Annotated in this window: 14 protein-coding genes and 1 other annotated feature; of the genes, 9 read left to right on the forward strand and 5 right to left on the reverse strand. The window is 46.4% G+C overall.

Annotated elements, in window-relative coordinates; all coding sequences use genetic code 11:
* Positions 1–396: 396 nt before the first annotated feature.
* The 4 genes from L6I86_RS28765 to L6I86_RS28780 all read left to right on the forward strand — a co-directional run bounded on the left by L6I86_RS28765 (position 397) and on the right by L6I86_RS28780 (position 4,698).
* Positions 397–621, forward strand: a complete 225-nt coding sequence (locus L6I86_RS28765) for a hypothetical protein (RefSeq protein ID WP_056609081.1) — start codon at positions 397–399, stop codon at positions 619–621.
* Positions 622–730: 109 nt separating this feature from the next.
* On the forward strand, positions 731–2,494 hold the full coding sequence (locus tag L6I86_RS28770) for a B12-binding domain-containing radical SAM protein (RefSeq protein ID WP_236291896.1): 1,764 nt from the start codon (positions 731–733) through the stop codon (positions 2,492–2,494).
* A 122-nt stretch (positions 2,495–2,616) separates the two neighbouring features.
* Positions 2,617–3,042, forward strand: a complete 426-nt coding sequence (locus L6I86_RS28775) for a pyridoxamine 5'-phosphate oxidase family protein (protein ID WP_236291897.1) — start codon at positions 2,617–2,619, stop codon at positions 3,040–3,042.
* 153 nt (positions 3,043–3,195) lie between these two features.
* On the forward strand, positions 3,196–4,698 hold the full coding sequence (locus tag L6I86_RS28780; RefSeq protein ID WP_056609087.1) for an IMP dehydrogenase: 1,503 nt from the start codon (positions 3,196–3,198) through the stop codon (positions 4,696–4,698).
* 83 nt (positions 4,699–4,781) lie between these two features.
* Here L6I86_RS28780 and L6I86_RS28785 read toward each other — a convergent pair whose 3' ends face one another.
* The 3 genes from L6I86_RS28785 to mnmL all read right to left on the reverse strand — a co-directional run bounded on the left by L6I86_RS28785 (position 4,782) and on the right by mnmL (position 7,545).
* On the reverse strand, positions 4,782–5,747 hold the full coding sequence (locus L6I86_RS28785; protein ID WP_276574909.1) for a type I phosphomannose isomerase catalytic subunit: 966 nt from the start codon (positions 5,745–5,747) through the stop codon (positions 4,782–4,784).
* A gap of 72 nt (positions 5,748–5,819) precedes the next feature.
* Positions 5,820–6,392 carry a tRNA 5-(aminomethyl)-2-thiouridylate-methyltransferase MnmM gene (gene mnmM / locus L6I86_RS28790; protein ID WP_236291899.1) on the reverse strand — a complete coding sequence of 191 codons (573 nt, stop codon included), beginning with the start codon at positions 6,390–6,392 and terminating at the stop codon, positions 5,820–5,822.
* A gap of 172 nt (positions 6,393–6,564) precedes the next feature.
* Positions 6,565–7,545 (reverse strand): tRNA modification radical SAM protein MnmL/YtqA, encoded by a 981-nt coding sequence (mnmL, locus tag L6I86_RS28795; RefSeq protein ID WP_236291900.1) that lies wholly within the window; start codon positions 7,543–7,545, stop codon positions 6,565–6,567.
* A 172-nt stretch (positions 7,546–7,717) separates the two neighbouring features.
* On the opposite strand from mnmL, the gene L6I86_RS28800 reads away from it, so the two are divergent.
* Together L6I86_RS28800 and trmB are read left to right on the forward strand one after the other, a co-directional pair.
* Entirely contained in the window at positions 7,718–8,350 is a 633-nt protein-coding gene (locus tag L6I86_RS28800; RefSeq protein ID WP_236291901.1) for a WGxxGxxG family protein, read from the forward strand.
* A gap of 148 nt (positions 8,351–8,498) precedes the next feature.
* The gene (gene trmB, locus L6I86_RS28805; RefSeq protein WP_236291902.1) at positions 8,499–9,263 is read left to right on the forward strand and encodes a tRNA (guanosine(46)-N7)-methyltransferase TrmB; all 765 of its coding nucleotides are present in this window, start codon (positions 8,499–8,501) and stop codon (positions 9,261–9,263) included.
* Positions 9,264–9,323: 60 nt separating this feature from the next.
* Here the strand turns inward: trmB and L6I86_RS28810 are convergent, their stop codons facing one another.
* Positions 9,324–10,451, reverse strand: coding sequence for an MGDG synthase family glycosyltransferase (locus L6I86_RS28810; RefSeq protein ID WP_236291903.1), 1,128 nt, complete (start codon positions 10,449–10,451; stop codon positions 9,324–9,326).
* Between the two features lie 3 nt (positions 10,452–10,454).
* A complete protein-coding gene (locus L6I86_RS28815) occupies positions 10,455–10,985 on the reverse strand; it encodes a phosphatase PAP2 family protein (protein WP_056609098.1) in 531 nt (176 codons plus the stop codon).
* 694 nt (positions 10,986–11,679) lie between these two features.
* On the opposite strand from L6I86_RS28815, the gene L6I86_RS28820 reads away from it, so the two are divergent.
* The 3 genes from L6I86_RS28820 to rpmI all read left to right on the forward strand — a co-directional run bounded on the left by L6I86_RS28820 (position 11,680) and on the right by rpmI (position 13,877).
* A complete protein-coding gene (locus L6I86_RS28820; protein ID WP_236291904.1) occupies positions 11,680–12,915 on the forward strand; it encodes a glycosyltransferase family 2 protein in 1,236 nt (411 codons plus the stop codon).
* Between the two features lie 29 nt (positions 12,916–12,944).
* Positions 12,945–13,089 (forward strand) — a sequence feature (ribosomal protein L20 leader region).
* Positions 13,090–13,141: 52 nt separating this feature from the next.
* The gene (gene infC, locus L6I86_RS28825) at positions 13,142–13,642 is read left to right on the forward strand and encodes a translation initiation factor IF-3 (protein ID WP_056609101.1); all 501 of its coding nucleotides are present in this window, start codon (positions 13,142–13,144) and stop codon (positions 13,640–13,642) included.
* 31 nt (positions 13,643–13,673) lie between these two features.
* Positions 13,674–13,877 carry a 50S ribosomal protein L35 gene (gene rpmI, locus L6I86_RS28830; protein WP_028553997.1) on the forward strand — a complete coding sequence of 68 codons (204 nt, stop codon included), beginning with the start codon at positions 13,674–13,676 and terminating at the stop codon, positions 13,875–13,877.
* Positions 13,878–13,903 lie beyond the last annotated feature (26 nt).

Genomic DNA, 13,903 nt, shown 5'->3' on the forward strand with positions numbered 1-13,903 from the left:
CACCAACCCACCAACCCACCAACCACCAACCACCAACGCATCAACACACCAACCACCAACCCACCAACCCAGCTCCCCACCAACAACAAACTGTCCCCCAACCGCTCCTCATTGGATAAATCCAATAGAACGCACTGAAAAGTAGCCAGAATTTGTGTTTGATTGGAGGAATCCATTCAAATCCCTCAAAATACTACTTTTTCTGCCCAAATTGAGCTCATCTACTGGATAAATCCAATGTATAGGGCATGGTAAGCACTCTATTTGTGGGTTTTCACTGTATTTATCCAGTGGTGTAATTACAATGACGGACGTGCTGCCCCCCCACCCGAATACGCCTCCGCAAATCAGGGAACACTAGCACGTACATATCCTACGTGTGAGAGGTGGTTTCCTATGCTTTTATACCAATTAACGCAATGGTTCGAAGAACGCAGTACGCTACAACAAGCGCTGCAACGTGAACCGGTGGAATCGGCCGGCGAAATCAGTCAGAGAATCCAAGAAGTCGAGCAGCAGCTTTACTCCCACGCCGAACGCTGGAAAAACGCCATCGAAGAAGCCTCTTACCTGCAATTCCCCTATGAAGTCCCCCATCTGGACGACGACATGGTTCTTTAATGTTTTTTGTTTTACTGTCCCGTATGGGAGGGCTTACCTTTGTATTTCCGCGGTTTTCGTGTAGAATTAGAAGGCACGATAACCCAGAATAGAACGAGGTTTTTTTCATATGAAAGTACTTGTATCCACACTGAACGCCAAATTCATTCATACATCCTTGGCTTTGCGCTATCTGAAAGCGTTCTGCGAGAAGGATTTTGATGTTGAGATATCTGAATATACGATTAAAGATCCCGTCATGAATGTCGTCTCCGACATTTATCAGAAGGCACCGGATGTACTGGGCTTCTCCTGTTATATATGGAACATCGAAGAGACAATTCACATTATCAAAATGATCAAAAAAATCAGACCCGAAATCCTCATCGTCCTTGGCGGACCCGAGGTTTCTTACGACACAGACTACTGGATGGAGCGCATTCCCGAGGTTGATTTCATCGTCATGGGCGAAGGGGAAGAGACATTCCACCAACTGCTGACCGAGATCTCAACAACCCGCAAATACCACTTCGTCTATGGCGTTGCCTACCGCAAGGAGCAAGAAGTGATCCTTATGCCGGGCAGACCAAAGCTGAAGCTGGATGATATCCCGTCCCCGCATCGTTTCAAGGAGGATCTTCCGAGCCTAGCGAACCGTGTTGTCTACTTCGAGACGAGCCGCGGTTGCCCGTTCTCCTGCCAGTTCTGCCTATCGAGTATCGAGGTGGGGGTGCGGTATTTTGACATGGAGCGAACCAAGGCGGATCTGCTGTACCTCATCGACTCTGGCGCAAAGCTGATCAAATTCGTGGATCGTACGTTTAATATTAAACGGGACTACGCAATGGAAATCTTTGAATTCCTTATCCAAAATCACCGTGGAACCGTGTTCCAATTCGAGATTACGGCGGACATTATGCGACCGGAAGTGCTTGATTATCTGGCTGAAAATGCCCCTCCAGGTACGTTCCGTTTCGAGATCGGTGTGCAATCGACGAATGACACGACGAATGACCTCGTGCAGCGAAGACAGAACTTCTTCAAGCTGAGTCGCACCGTGTCTAAGGTGAAAAACAGCCTCAAAATCGATCAGCATCTCGATCTAATTGCGGGGCTTCCGGAAGAGGATTATAACTCGTTCCGTAAGACGTTTAACGATGTTTTCGAGCTAGGTCCGGAAGAATTGCAACTTGGCTTTCTCAAAATGCTGCGCGGCACAGGCATGCGTAACGATGCTCATAAATATGGCTATATTTATATGGATCACGCGCCTTATGAGATTCTCGGCAACGACATCCTTCCATTCACCGACTTGATTCGCATCAAGCGCGTGGAAGATGTGCTTGAGAAATATTGGAACGCTCACCGCATGGATCACACGGTGAAGCACTTAATCGCCAACGAATTCGCATCGGCGTTCGATTTCTTTCAAGAGTTCGGCGACTTCTGGGAAGGCCGCGGCTGGCAGAAGATCGGGCATCAGCTTGAGGATCTGTTCACTCGCTTACGCGAGTTCCTGCTGCATCGCGGCACGTCAAAGATGCATATCATCGAAGGCTTGATGAAGCTCGATTACTTCCTCGGCCACAAATATAAGCCGCGTAAAATCTGGTGGGACTTCACCTTGGAGAAGTCCGAACAGAATGCGTACCTCAAGCTGATTGCGGAGCAGCCTGAGCTCGTCAGCGGAGACTTCCAGAGCCTCCGCATCAATGAGAAAGATCTCCACAAGCATGCTATGCTTGAGGTGTTACCGTTCGCTTTGCAGACGTATCTGCAAAGTGGCCATATCGACGAAAGCAGCAAGGAGCTGCTTGTCGTGCACTTCCCGCCGGACGCGCAGAAGCCGGCGTCCTACTACACGATGCCGCTGCAGCAGCTGGCAACGATTTAACCCCCAAATCCCCTTCACGCCTAGCGTGAGGGGGATTTTTTTCGCATAAAACGATTGAACACGCGCCCATATGGGTAATCTAGGGTAGTTAAAGCAGTTTGAGACTGAGAGGAGAGCTAACTATGATCGAAACGAAAAAAACACAACTCGAAGAGCAAATCATTCAAGTGCTGGACGCTAATCAGGTGTGCTCCTTTGCGACGATTGACGGTAACAAGCCGAAGGTGCGTTATATGGCTTTGTTTCATGATGGGCTGGAGATTTATTTAACGACAAGTAAGAAGACAGATAAAGTTGAGGAACTCCAAGAAAATCCCCACGTGCATATTCTAGTAGGATATGACGGCAAGTCTACGCCGAACATTTTGCAAATCCAAGCTACGGCAAAGATCTCTTCGGACAATGCAATTCGGGAGAAGCTATGGACCGATGAAATGAAAGAATGGTTTGACGGGCCGCACGATCCTAACTATGTGGTGATGGACATTTCACCGTCGTATATTGAATATTCGAGTAAGGGCTCTGAACCCCAAATTTGGAAGAAATAACGACACCTCGTAGCCTACTGAACATTTCCCTAAAAAATCCATTGACCACAGGCAAGGTTCAGTGATAAGATTATAAAAATTTACCTATGGATCAATCAAAGGCGAGACTTTGAGCTGCGCTCAAAGATCCCTATTTTAGGAGGAAATTGTAAAGTGGCTACGTATTATATGGAACCATCGCGTACGTTTAGTGAGTTTCTGTTGATTCCTAATCTAACGACGAAGGCTTGCACACCTGCAAATGTAAAGTTGAAGACACCTTTAGTCAAATTTAATAAGGGTGAGGAACCAGCAATCTCACTGAATATCCCGTTTTCCTCCGCTGTCATGCAAGCCGTATCCGATGATGGAATGGCTATTGCACTGGCGCGTAGTGGCGGGATTTCGTTTATTTTCGGCTCTCAGTCGATTGAAGAGCAAGCACAGATGGTGCGTAAGGTAAAAGGGTACAAGGCTGGTTTCGTTGTAAGCCGCTCTAACCTGAAACCTGAGCAGTCACTTAGTGATGTGCTAGCTTTGAAAGAAGAGACAGGACACTCAACCGTTGCGATCACTGATGATGGCACAGCGAACGGAAAATTGCTGGGGATCGTAACAGGCCGTGACTACCGCAAGAGCCGCGATCCGTTAGATCGTGCAATTTCGGAGTTCATGACACCTTTTGAGAAATTAATTTATGGTAAATCCGGTATTTCGCTCTCGGAAGCTAACAACCTAATCTGGGATCATAAGCTGAACTGCTTGCCGATTGTGGATGACAACGGGAATCTAGATACGCTTGTTTTCCGCAAAGATTATGATGAGCACAAAGAGAACCCGATGGAACTACTTGATAAGAATAAGAGTTACATTGTCGGCGCTGGGATCAACACGAAGGATTATACGGAGAGAGTTCCTGCGCTTGTTGAAGCGGGCGTAGACATTCTCGTAATCGATTCCTCTGACGGTTACAGCGAATGGCAGCATGAGACTGTGCAGTATGTGAAACAGAATTTTGATGTGAAAATTGGTGCGGGTAACGTTGTTGATCGCGAAGGTTTCCGCTACCTGGTTGAGTCAGGTGCTGACTTTATTAAAGTAGGGATCGGCGGCGGTTCCATCTGTATTACGCGAGAACAAAAGGGTATTGGCCGCGGCCAAGCTTCCTCTGTGATGGAGGTTGTTGAAGCGAGAGATGAGTACTTTAGAGAAACGGGTACGTATATTCCGATTTGCTCCGATGGTGGTATCGTACACGACTACCACGTAACCCTTGCTTTGGCGATGGGTGCTGACTTCGTTATGTTGGGCAGATATTTTGCACGTTTCGATGAGAGCCCAACTAGAAAACTTAAAGTGGGTAACAACTTCGTGAAAGAGTACTGGGGCGAAGGCTCCAATCGTGCCCGTAACTGGCAGCGTTATGACACTGGTGGCAAGAGTAAGCTCTTGTTCGAAGAAGGTGTGGATTCCTACGTTCCTTATGCGGGAAGTCTGCAAGAAAACTTGGACAAGACGCTAGGTAAAATTAAATCTACCATGTGCAACTGTGGTTCCTTGACGCTGGACGAGCTCAAAGCAAATGCGAGAATTGCTCTCGTATCCGCAACAAGCCTAGTTGAGGGCGGAGCACATGACGTAATCCTTAAAGAAAGCAGCCTTTCGGAAGAAGGTTAGCATAAATATAAAAGCTCTCTGACAGTGCCCGTCAATCGCGGCTATCAGAGAGCTTTTTTTTATTTTTAGATAACGAATATCTACTAAGGCAAATAACTGCGAATCACTGTCATGTTGCCCTCAAGTGAGTAGCTGCCCAGATCAGCTGGAAGCAAGAAACAGTCACCTGGCTTGGTCGCGATTTGACCGTCTGCCCATTGCAGCGTCCCATTGCCGTCTGCAATCACAAGGATCACGAAGCTATCTGGTGTTGTCGTGAGTTCCCATTGCGGTCCTACAAGGCCTTTTTCCACGGTGAAAAAAGGAGAGGACGCGAGTGTCAGCCAAGTACCAGCTTCCGCTAAATCTGTCTTCATACGCGTGGAGCCTGATCCTTCATACGCGATGACATTGAGGGAATCCTCGATGTGAAGCTCACGCATTTTACCATCTAAGCCTGGACGGTTGTAATCATACAACCGGTACGTTGTATCCGAATTTTGTTGAATTTCGGCTACTAGTACACCCGCGCCAAGCGCGTGAACCGTTCCAGCTGGTATGTAGAAGGAATCTCCAGCTTCAACAGGTACTTCTTGCAAACAATCCATAATGCGGTTCTCCGCAATCGCTTCTGCAAGGCTTTCCCGTGTTACGCCGTCTTTCATGCCATATATAATTTTAGCGCCTGGCTTAGCATCGAGAATATACCACATTTCTGTTTTGCCAAGTTCACCAGCCGCGAGGTTCTCGTAGTGATCATTGGGATGAACCTGAACAGATAGATCGTCTTCACAATCTAGCAATTTAATTAATAGTGGAAAACGGCCATTTTTTTCGGAAAAACCTTTGGTCCCGAATAATGTTTTACCGTACTTTTCACGAATTTCGTCTAGACCTAAGCCAGCTAATTCGCCGTTGATGACTTTCGTTGTTCCGTTCGGGTGATCGCCGATCATCCAGCCTTCGCCAATGGCGCCTTCCGGCAGCTTAAAGCCGAATCGTTCGAGCGCTCTGCCTCCCCAAACACGTTCTTTCATTTCAGGTTGAAATTGTAGCGGGTATGATTTCAAAACAATCCCTACTTTCCCCTAGTCTATTCTATCATTCTGTCATTTATACCACTCTAGCATTATATCATGTGACTATCTTTTTTCTAGAGCCAAGAGATACGGCGCGGAGGCGCTGCGATTGGCAAATTGATACCGCAGCACCTGAAACGCTGCGAGCGGCAAGCACTCCGCCCAGCGCTCAACCGCTGCGGCTTCTTCAGACCCGCCATCGTGGCCGCTGTACAGCACGATGGTCACGATTCCGCCTTTGCGCAGCAGGCGGAGGGCAGCTTCAAGAGCAGGAATCGTCGATGCCTGCTCCGTGATGATGGCTGTATCGGCTCCTGGCAGATAGCCGAGATTGAAAGTGACCGCGGCGACCTTGCCGTGGCGGTCTTGCGGCACTGCCGCTTCCATGAGCGCATGGCTGCATAGGCTCATGTGCACTTGGGCGTCTGGCAGCTCTTTCGCCAGACGCTGCTGCGTTTGATCCAGCGCAGCCTGCTGGATATCGAAGCCGTAGACGCTTCCCCGAGCGCCGACGAGCTTAGCCATAAACAAGGCGTCTACGCCAGTGCCAAGCGTGGCATCAATAACAGTATCACCAGGCCCGACGCGCTGCCCGATTAGCTGGTGTACATAACTTAGAACTGAAACAAATCCCATGTGTTGAGAGCCTCCAATGATTGCTTGCTAACGCATTTCTCGACAATTTCCCAGGAAATAAGGAACGAGAGACGCTAATTGTACAAAATTCACTTAAGCGCCAAGTTGCGAAACATGGTTCTTCTATTCGGTTTCACAATCAATAAGATTCTCAAGCTGGTTTCACGCATGGCTAGCGGGCAGTAACGCCTTCAGCACTTTCTTTTCCCGCCCAATACTTTCCTTGCCATGTATTCCGCTCCGTGAGCAATTTATCAAAAGCGTTCAACACTTCCCACTTCTTAAGACTCCACATCGGTCCAATTAGTAGATCCCGCGGGGCATCTCCCGTGAGTCGATGAACGATCATCTCTGGCGGCAATATCTCCAATGTATCCACGATCAGCTTCACATACTCATCTTTCTCCAAGAATTGTAACAAACCAGCTTCGTATTGTTTCACCATTGGTGTTTTGCGCATGAGATGAAGCAAATGAATCTTGATGCCCTGCACATCCATCTGAGCGACAGCTTTCCCTGTATCCAGCATCATCTCATGGGTTTCTCCAGGTAAGCCATAAATAATGTGCGCACACACGCGAATATTATGTTTGCGCAATTTAGCTACAGCATCCAGATAACATTGCGTATCATGGGCACGATTGATGAGCACCGAAGTGGATTCATGGACGGTTTGTAGACCCATTTCTACCCATAAATAAGTGCGCTGATTCAATTCAGCTAGATATTCAATGACATCATCTGGCAAGCAATCTGGCCGCGTGGCGATAGACAAGCCGACAACACCAGGCTGCTTCAAAATCTCTTCATAATACTCCCGCAACTCCTCAACCGGCGCGTAAGTATTCGTATAGGCTTGGAAATAGCCGATATAGTTGGCCTCGGGCCATTTTTGATGCTGAAGATCGCGGATCTTATTAAATTGTGTGACAAGATCGTCGCGGCGACTTCCAGCGAAATCTCCTGATCCACGTGCACTGCAGAAGGTGCATCCGCCTGTTGCAATTTTGCCATCGCGGTTCGGGCAGGTGAAGCCAGCATCAAGCATGACTTTGAAAACTTTCCCTCCAAACGCATCGCGCATTTCATAATTCCATGTATGGAAACGTTTATCGCCCCAAAGCTGAGGTGATTCCTGGATCATTGTAGACATAGGACATGTATCCTTTCTTTCTGTTGCTTCGCTTTCTTCCAACCTATATTGTAGCGAAATTTACGCATGAAAGCGACCCCTGCCTTTCCAACAAGTTCCCCGATAAAACCCCTCAACTACGAGCATGATAACTTTGCACCACAATTACGAGCTGAGAGGGGAAATGGACTACATGAAAAAGTTTCGTACGATAACTTTGGCAGTAGCATTGACAACAGCTTTAACTATGGGGGCAGCAGGTGTTCAGGCAACTCATATGGATACTGGAAATGCGGTCGGAACGGGATCACCAATTGGGACATTGGGAACTGGAGCAACGGGGACTACGACATCAACGGGCTATACAGGAAGTAACTACGATGCCACTTCACCCGGAATGGGGCTTGGGACAGGCGTCAGTAATTTTAGCGGAAATGGAACGAACGGCGTCTACAATGGGAATCTAACGACCCCAAACACGTATTCTGGCTATGGAACAGCTGGGAGAGGCACTGGTGTTATGGACCATATGAATGGATATGGAACGAATCCAGTTGAAAAAGGGGCTAACGCGGTTGAGAGAGGTGTCGAACGCGGTGCCAATGCGGTTGAGCGGGGTGTCGATCGCAGCGCAAACATGGTTAATAGAATGAGTACGAAAAGCATTGCAACAACACCACCAAGCACTTATGGTACTTCTTATCGTGCTTATTCCACGACAAATACGGATAGAGGCATGAATTGGGGTTGGTTAGGTCTAGTAGGTTTATTGGGCCTAGCTGGTCTACGAAGCAATAATAGAAGAAAAGACGAAAGCTATAAATAAACATCTTCTAAGAGCGAAGCACCTTCCATTCCGGAAGGTGTTTTCTTTCATTCTTCCATTTATCTACTAGAGGAAAGTTTTGATTTTTTTTATAGAATCGTCTATGATTTGTATTCGAAAGCATGTACGTGTAGGAGGCAAATGAAGAATGCGTTTACGGGGTAGAAAAGGTATCAGAGAAGATATAGAACGTCAAAAAGAACTCGTTGTATTAAATGCCAAGGATTATAAGGGCAAATGGTCCGAGTTGTTCGGAAACACTAACCCGATTCATGCCGAGCTAGGAATGGGCAAAGGGCGCTTTATTAGTGAAATGAGTAAGAAATATCCGAATATCAATTTCATCGGTGTGGATATGTATGATGAATTGATCCGCAAGGCAAGTGAGAAAGCTAAGGTTGCCCATGAAATTACCGTTGAGAATGAAGAAGATGCGGTGCTTAGCATTCCAAACTTAAGGCTGATGTTGTTCAATATCGAGCATATTGAAGAAGCATTTGCTGAAGGTGAGCTAGAGCGCGTTTACTTGAACTTTAGCGATCCGTGGCCTAAGAAGAAGCATGCGCGCAGACGTCTAACTCATCCAGGTTTTGTTGCCAAATATCAACAAATTCTGAACGACAAGGGCGAAATTCATTTGAAAACCGATTCACAATCCTTATTTGAATTTTCATTGAATTCTTTTGCGGATATGGGTCTAAGAATGCGCAATATTTCGCTGAATCTTCACGTGGATGGCATTCATCCGGATCATGTGATGACGGAGTACGAAACGAAATTCGCTGGACAAGGCATGAATATTCACCGCCTTGAAGTTGTGATTGGACAAGAAGCATTGTCAACACATCAAGAGCAGTTGAAGCAAGCCGCTGCATCCGCACTTGCTTCTGAATCGAAAGAATCAGCTGAATAGGCTTCTAACAAAAACAGACTAATCCATGTTGCGAATGAGCAGCAAGGATAGTCTGTTTTCTCATCCTAACAGTTGGAGAATGACTTCTGAACCATCACCCGCTGGCAGGTGACTCTTTCTATGTTGATTAGAAACGCGCTTGGCCTGAACATCCGCATAGCGGCTAGCCAGCATGGACAACCAATGAGAGATCGTATCCGCTGACTGGATCGATTCTCCGAAGCCATGTCTAGTAAAATAATGTACGTTTTCTTCCTCTTGGCCTGGAATGGGATCATAGAATAACATGGGAATCGATTTGGCCAGTCCTTCTGAACACGTCATTCCCCCTGGCTTCGTAACGAGCAGGTCTGAAACTTCCATTAACTTGCCAATCTCTTGTGTAAATCCGAGCAGGTGAATATGGGGATGCTGATATCGCGGGTCTGCCGCTAGCTTCGAAATCGCCTTATGGTTATGTCCTAAGCAGAAAATAAACTGAATTCGGTCTCTCCACGTTAGTAAATGCTCGCTCAATGAATCGCCGCCGATAAGCCCCCAACCTCCGCCCATAACCATTACAGTAGGTCTCGATGAGAGATGGAATTGCTGTCGAATCAATGTCCGATCATGGACTTCTCGGAAGCTGGGATGCACCGGGATTCCCGTGATTTCGACATGCGCGGCAGCGATGCCATGTACGATAAGTTTATGTTTCACATCTTCGGAAGACACCATGTATTTATTCACCTCACGGCTGACCCATGTTCCATGAACATCGTAGTCAGTGATAACGGTGCATAGGGGGATATGCAGTCCTGCTCTTTTGAGTCGAGAAACAACCACGCTGGGAAAAGGATGCGTACATACGATGGCTTGCGGCGCCCAATGTCTGATCATAGCTGCCGTTTGTGCATAGAAAATGCGGTGAAGGGCGAGCTGTGTCAATGGATTAAGTGACTTTTGATATTGAGCCCGGTACAAGCGACCATACAATTTGGGTTGCACAGCAATTGTTTTCTTATAAGCACCGAGAATCCAAGGTGCCAACGTGGGATGGAGAAAGGAGCCGAGCTCCACAACACGGGTTTCAATCGTTGAGCAGCGCTGTTCTAAGCTGCTGGCTAGTGCGTAAGCAGCTTGCGTATGGCCGGCACCAAAGCCTTCTGATAAGATAAGCACTCTTCTTTTTCGCGATACTTGTTCCATGTTCTACCCCCAGAATGCGATTGTCACTACGGATATCGTCGTTCCAATCAAGCAACCTACGATACAATCGGATGGATAATGAAGTCCCAAGTAAATCCGCGACATACCGACAACGAAGGCAAGAGGGATTAGTAGCAGTCCTAGCATGGGTAAAGCATATACGATAGGGACGATAACCGAGAAAATAGCCGTGGTATGTCCAGAGGGGAAGGAGTGATCCGTTAGAGGGTTTTTATGTGTAATCGTTTGAGGATGAACAAGATAAGGTCGAAGTCTAGGGTATCTCTTTTTCATAATGGCAACAGGAATATGGCTGATGGCTAAAGCCAGCAGTGCTTGAAATCCAGCTATACGCAGTGAGCCTTGCCCAAAACAGGCCAAGCATAAAGAGATCATAATGGATGCTGTGGCACCGCCCAAATGGGTGAACTTCGTAAAGAATTGATCGAGGAAATGATGCTGGATCCGTTGATTGACGAAGTGGAATAGACGTGTTTCATGATCTTGAAGCCAATGGACAACTTTGCTGCTCATGAGTAACCGCCTCCTTCTAACTTGGAATTGCTCCCTATCCTTATTGTACGAAGGGTTTATTAGTGGAGGATTAACTGGATGATAAATATTCATAAATTCAATTTAATGTTGCACTAATCTGGCGTTAACATTTGTATGGTAGGATGGCAATTAACTTCGACCTGGCTCAGGCAAGTTCGTAGTTCGTAGCATCTCTTGCTAGTGTTTCCGAAATTTGGAGTGGATATCCCGCCACAGCTTAGGTTGATATATCCTAATTGTGAACGACGGACTCTTAAGGACTTTGTTATGCGAATATTGTTATGGTGGTTAGAGCTATCCATTAACAGGGTATTTAAGCAAAAGTTGTCAGCGAATAGCTGAGTAATTTATAATAAGGACGTCACCACATAGAAAAGCTAGTGTTCGTCTAAATGGTGAACTTTTGGTACACAATATATGAAAAACGATGAAAACAAGACATTTTCGACCCGATTTCAAGCGCATGCTGTATTCGGCGTGTGCGAACCTCCCAAATATCAAAGAACTGACGCTTTTTCGAAGTTTGCAGACTTTGACAAACAGGGGGAAAGAGAGGAAAATCAGAAACGATTGTTTCACCGTTAGTCTGTTAACATGAATGACCTGTACATAAAAGCACTAGGCATACAAAAAGAGATAGCTGACGTGCACAAAAAAAGGGGGACTTTGCTTCATGCTAGACAAGATTATGCTTGCCGTTCAAGTATTCTTGGCTTTGATCGGCGCGTATCAGTTGTTTTTAACGTTTTTTGGTTGGTATCGTCCCAAAAACAAAAAGATGTATGCTCCACAGAAATCGTTTGCTGTATTGGTTGCCGCTCATAATGAGGAACAAGTTGTCGGTGCTTTGATTGAGAACCTGAAGACCTTAGATTATCCGAAAGAGCTCTATGACATCTTCGTGATTTGTGACAACTGTACGGATAACACGGCTGACATTGCCCGTCACCACGGGGTGTACGCGATGGAACGCCATAACCCGAACCTTAGAGGGAAAGGGTATGCGATTGAATGGATGCTCAAAGAGTTATGGAAACGTGAGCGTCAGTACGACGGTATCGTAATGTTCGATGCGGATAACCTGGTTAGTCCAGATTATTTGATTCACATGAATAACGATCTGTGTTCAGGCTCCCGCGTGATTCAAGCTTATCTAGATACGAAAAATCCGAATGATTCATGGATTACGGGGTCTTTCGCTATCTCTTATTTCTACGCGAACCGTTTTGTTCAAACCCCAAGATCCAACCTGGGACTAGCCAATTACCTTGGCGGTACGGGCATGTGCTTCGACTCCAATCTGTTAAAGCAAATTGGCTGGCGCGCAACGAGCTTGGTTGAGGATCTTGAGTTCTCGATGAGATGTATTCAAATGGGGATCAAACCTACGTTCAACTACGATACAAGGGTTTACGATGAGAAACCGCTATCCTTCAACGCTTCTGCTAAGCAGCGGCTACGTTGGATGCAAGGTCACTTTGAAGTAGCCAAACGTTTCTTCTTCCCATTGCTATGGCAAGGGATTAAGACGGGAAGCTGGATGAAAATTGACGCGGCGATCTATTCCGCGAATGTATACAATTTCTTCTTTGGTGCCATTCTAACAGTTATGCTATGGATCCAATCCATGACATCACACGGGACAGCTGATTCGGCTTTGGTTCATGTCAATCCGGCTGTTATCAATTCACTCAGCTTGGCCATCTACGTATTGCTTCCGATGTCTATGCTGATTGAGAAGGCTCATAAGAAGACCTACAAATATTTGTTGCTTTACCCGATTTTCATGCTGTCTTGGTGGCCAATTACGTTCTATGCGTTCTTCACGCAAAACAACAAACAATGGAGTCACACAGAGCATACGCGTGTAATCCGGTTGGATGAAATGAAAAGTAAACAAGTGAGTTGACTTTTCCAGAATGAGATGATAATATGTTTCAAGTAAAGCAGAAGCGCCCGCTTCTCACCTGACTAACGCAACGTTGGCTGGTTTGAATGAATCATCATGTACATTCAATAGGTTTGTCTTAAACCTGTTATTGATGAAGATGTGGGCCCACTGTGCCCGCATCTTTTTTATATTTGGAAGAGAGTTACATACTTTATGGAGGTGGAACACGATTAGCAAAGACCATATGATTAATGACGAGATTCGTGTGAAGGAAGTACGCCTTATTGGGGCGGACGGAGAACAACTTGGCATAACACCAATTCGCGAAGCTCTTCAAATTGCACTTGACGCGAACCTTGATTTAGTAAACGTTGCACCGACGGCGAAGCCGCCTGTCTGCCGCATTATGGATTACGGCAAGTTCCGTTATGAAACGCAGAAGAAAGAAAAAGAAGCACGTAAGAATCAGAAGATTGTGGATATCAAAGAAATTCGCCTGAGTGCGACGATCGATGAACATGACTTCCAAACGAAGCTTCGCAACGCAGTTAAGTTTCTTGGTGAAGGCGATAAAGTCAAAGCTAGCGTTCGTTTCCGTGGTCGTGAAATTGCGCACTCGGAGATTGGTCGCAAAGTGCTTGAGCGCCTTGCTACAGAAACTGCTGAAATCTCCTCACAGGAGCGTGCTCCTAAGCTTGAGGGAAGAAGCATGATCATGATCTTAACGCCAAAAGCGACAACTTAGGCGAGTATACTAAATTAGGAGGAACAACAACATGCCGAAAATGAAAACACACAGCAGCCTGAAAGGCCGTTTCAAAATCACTGGCACAGGCAAAGTGATGAGATACAAACAAGGTAAGAACCACTTGCTTTCTGGTAAATCATCCAAGCAAAAACGCGTATTGTCCACGAACCCAACAATGGCTCCTGGCGATGTACGTCGTTTGCAACAACAACTGTCCCTTATCAAAGGTTAATTGTAACGTAGCATAAAATTCGAACA

It is taken from the genome of Paenibacillus allorhizoplanae (assembly GCF_927798215.1).
Taxonomy (GTDB): Bacteria; Bacillota; Bacilli; order Paenibacillales; family NBRC-103111; genus Paenibacillus_E; species Paenibacillus_E allorhizoplanae.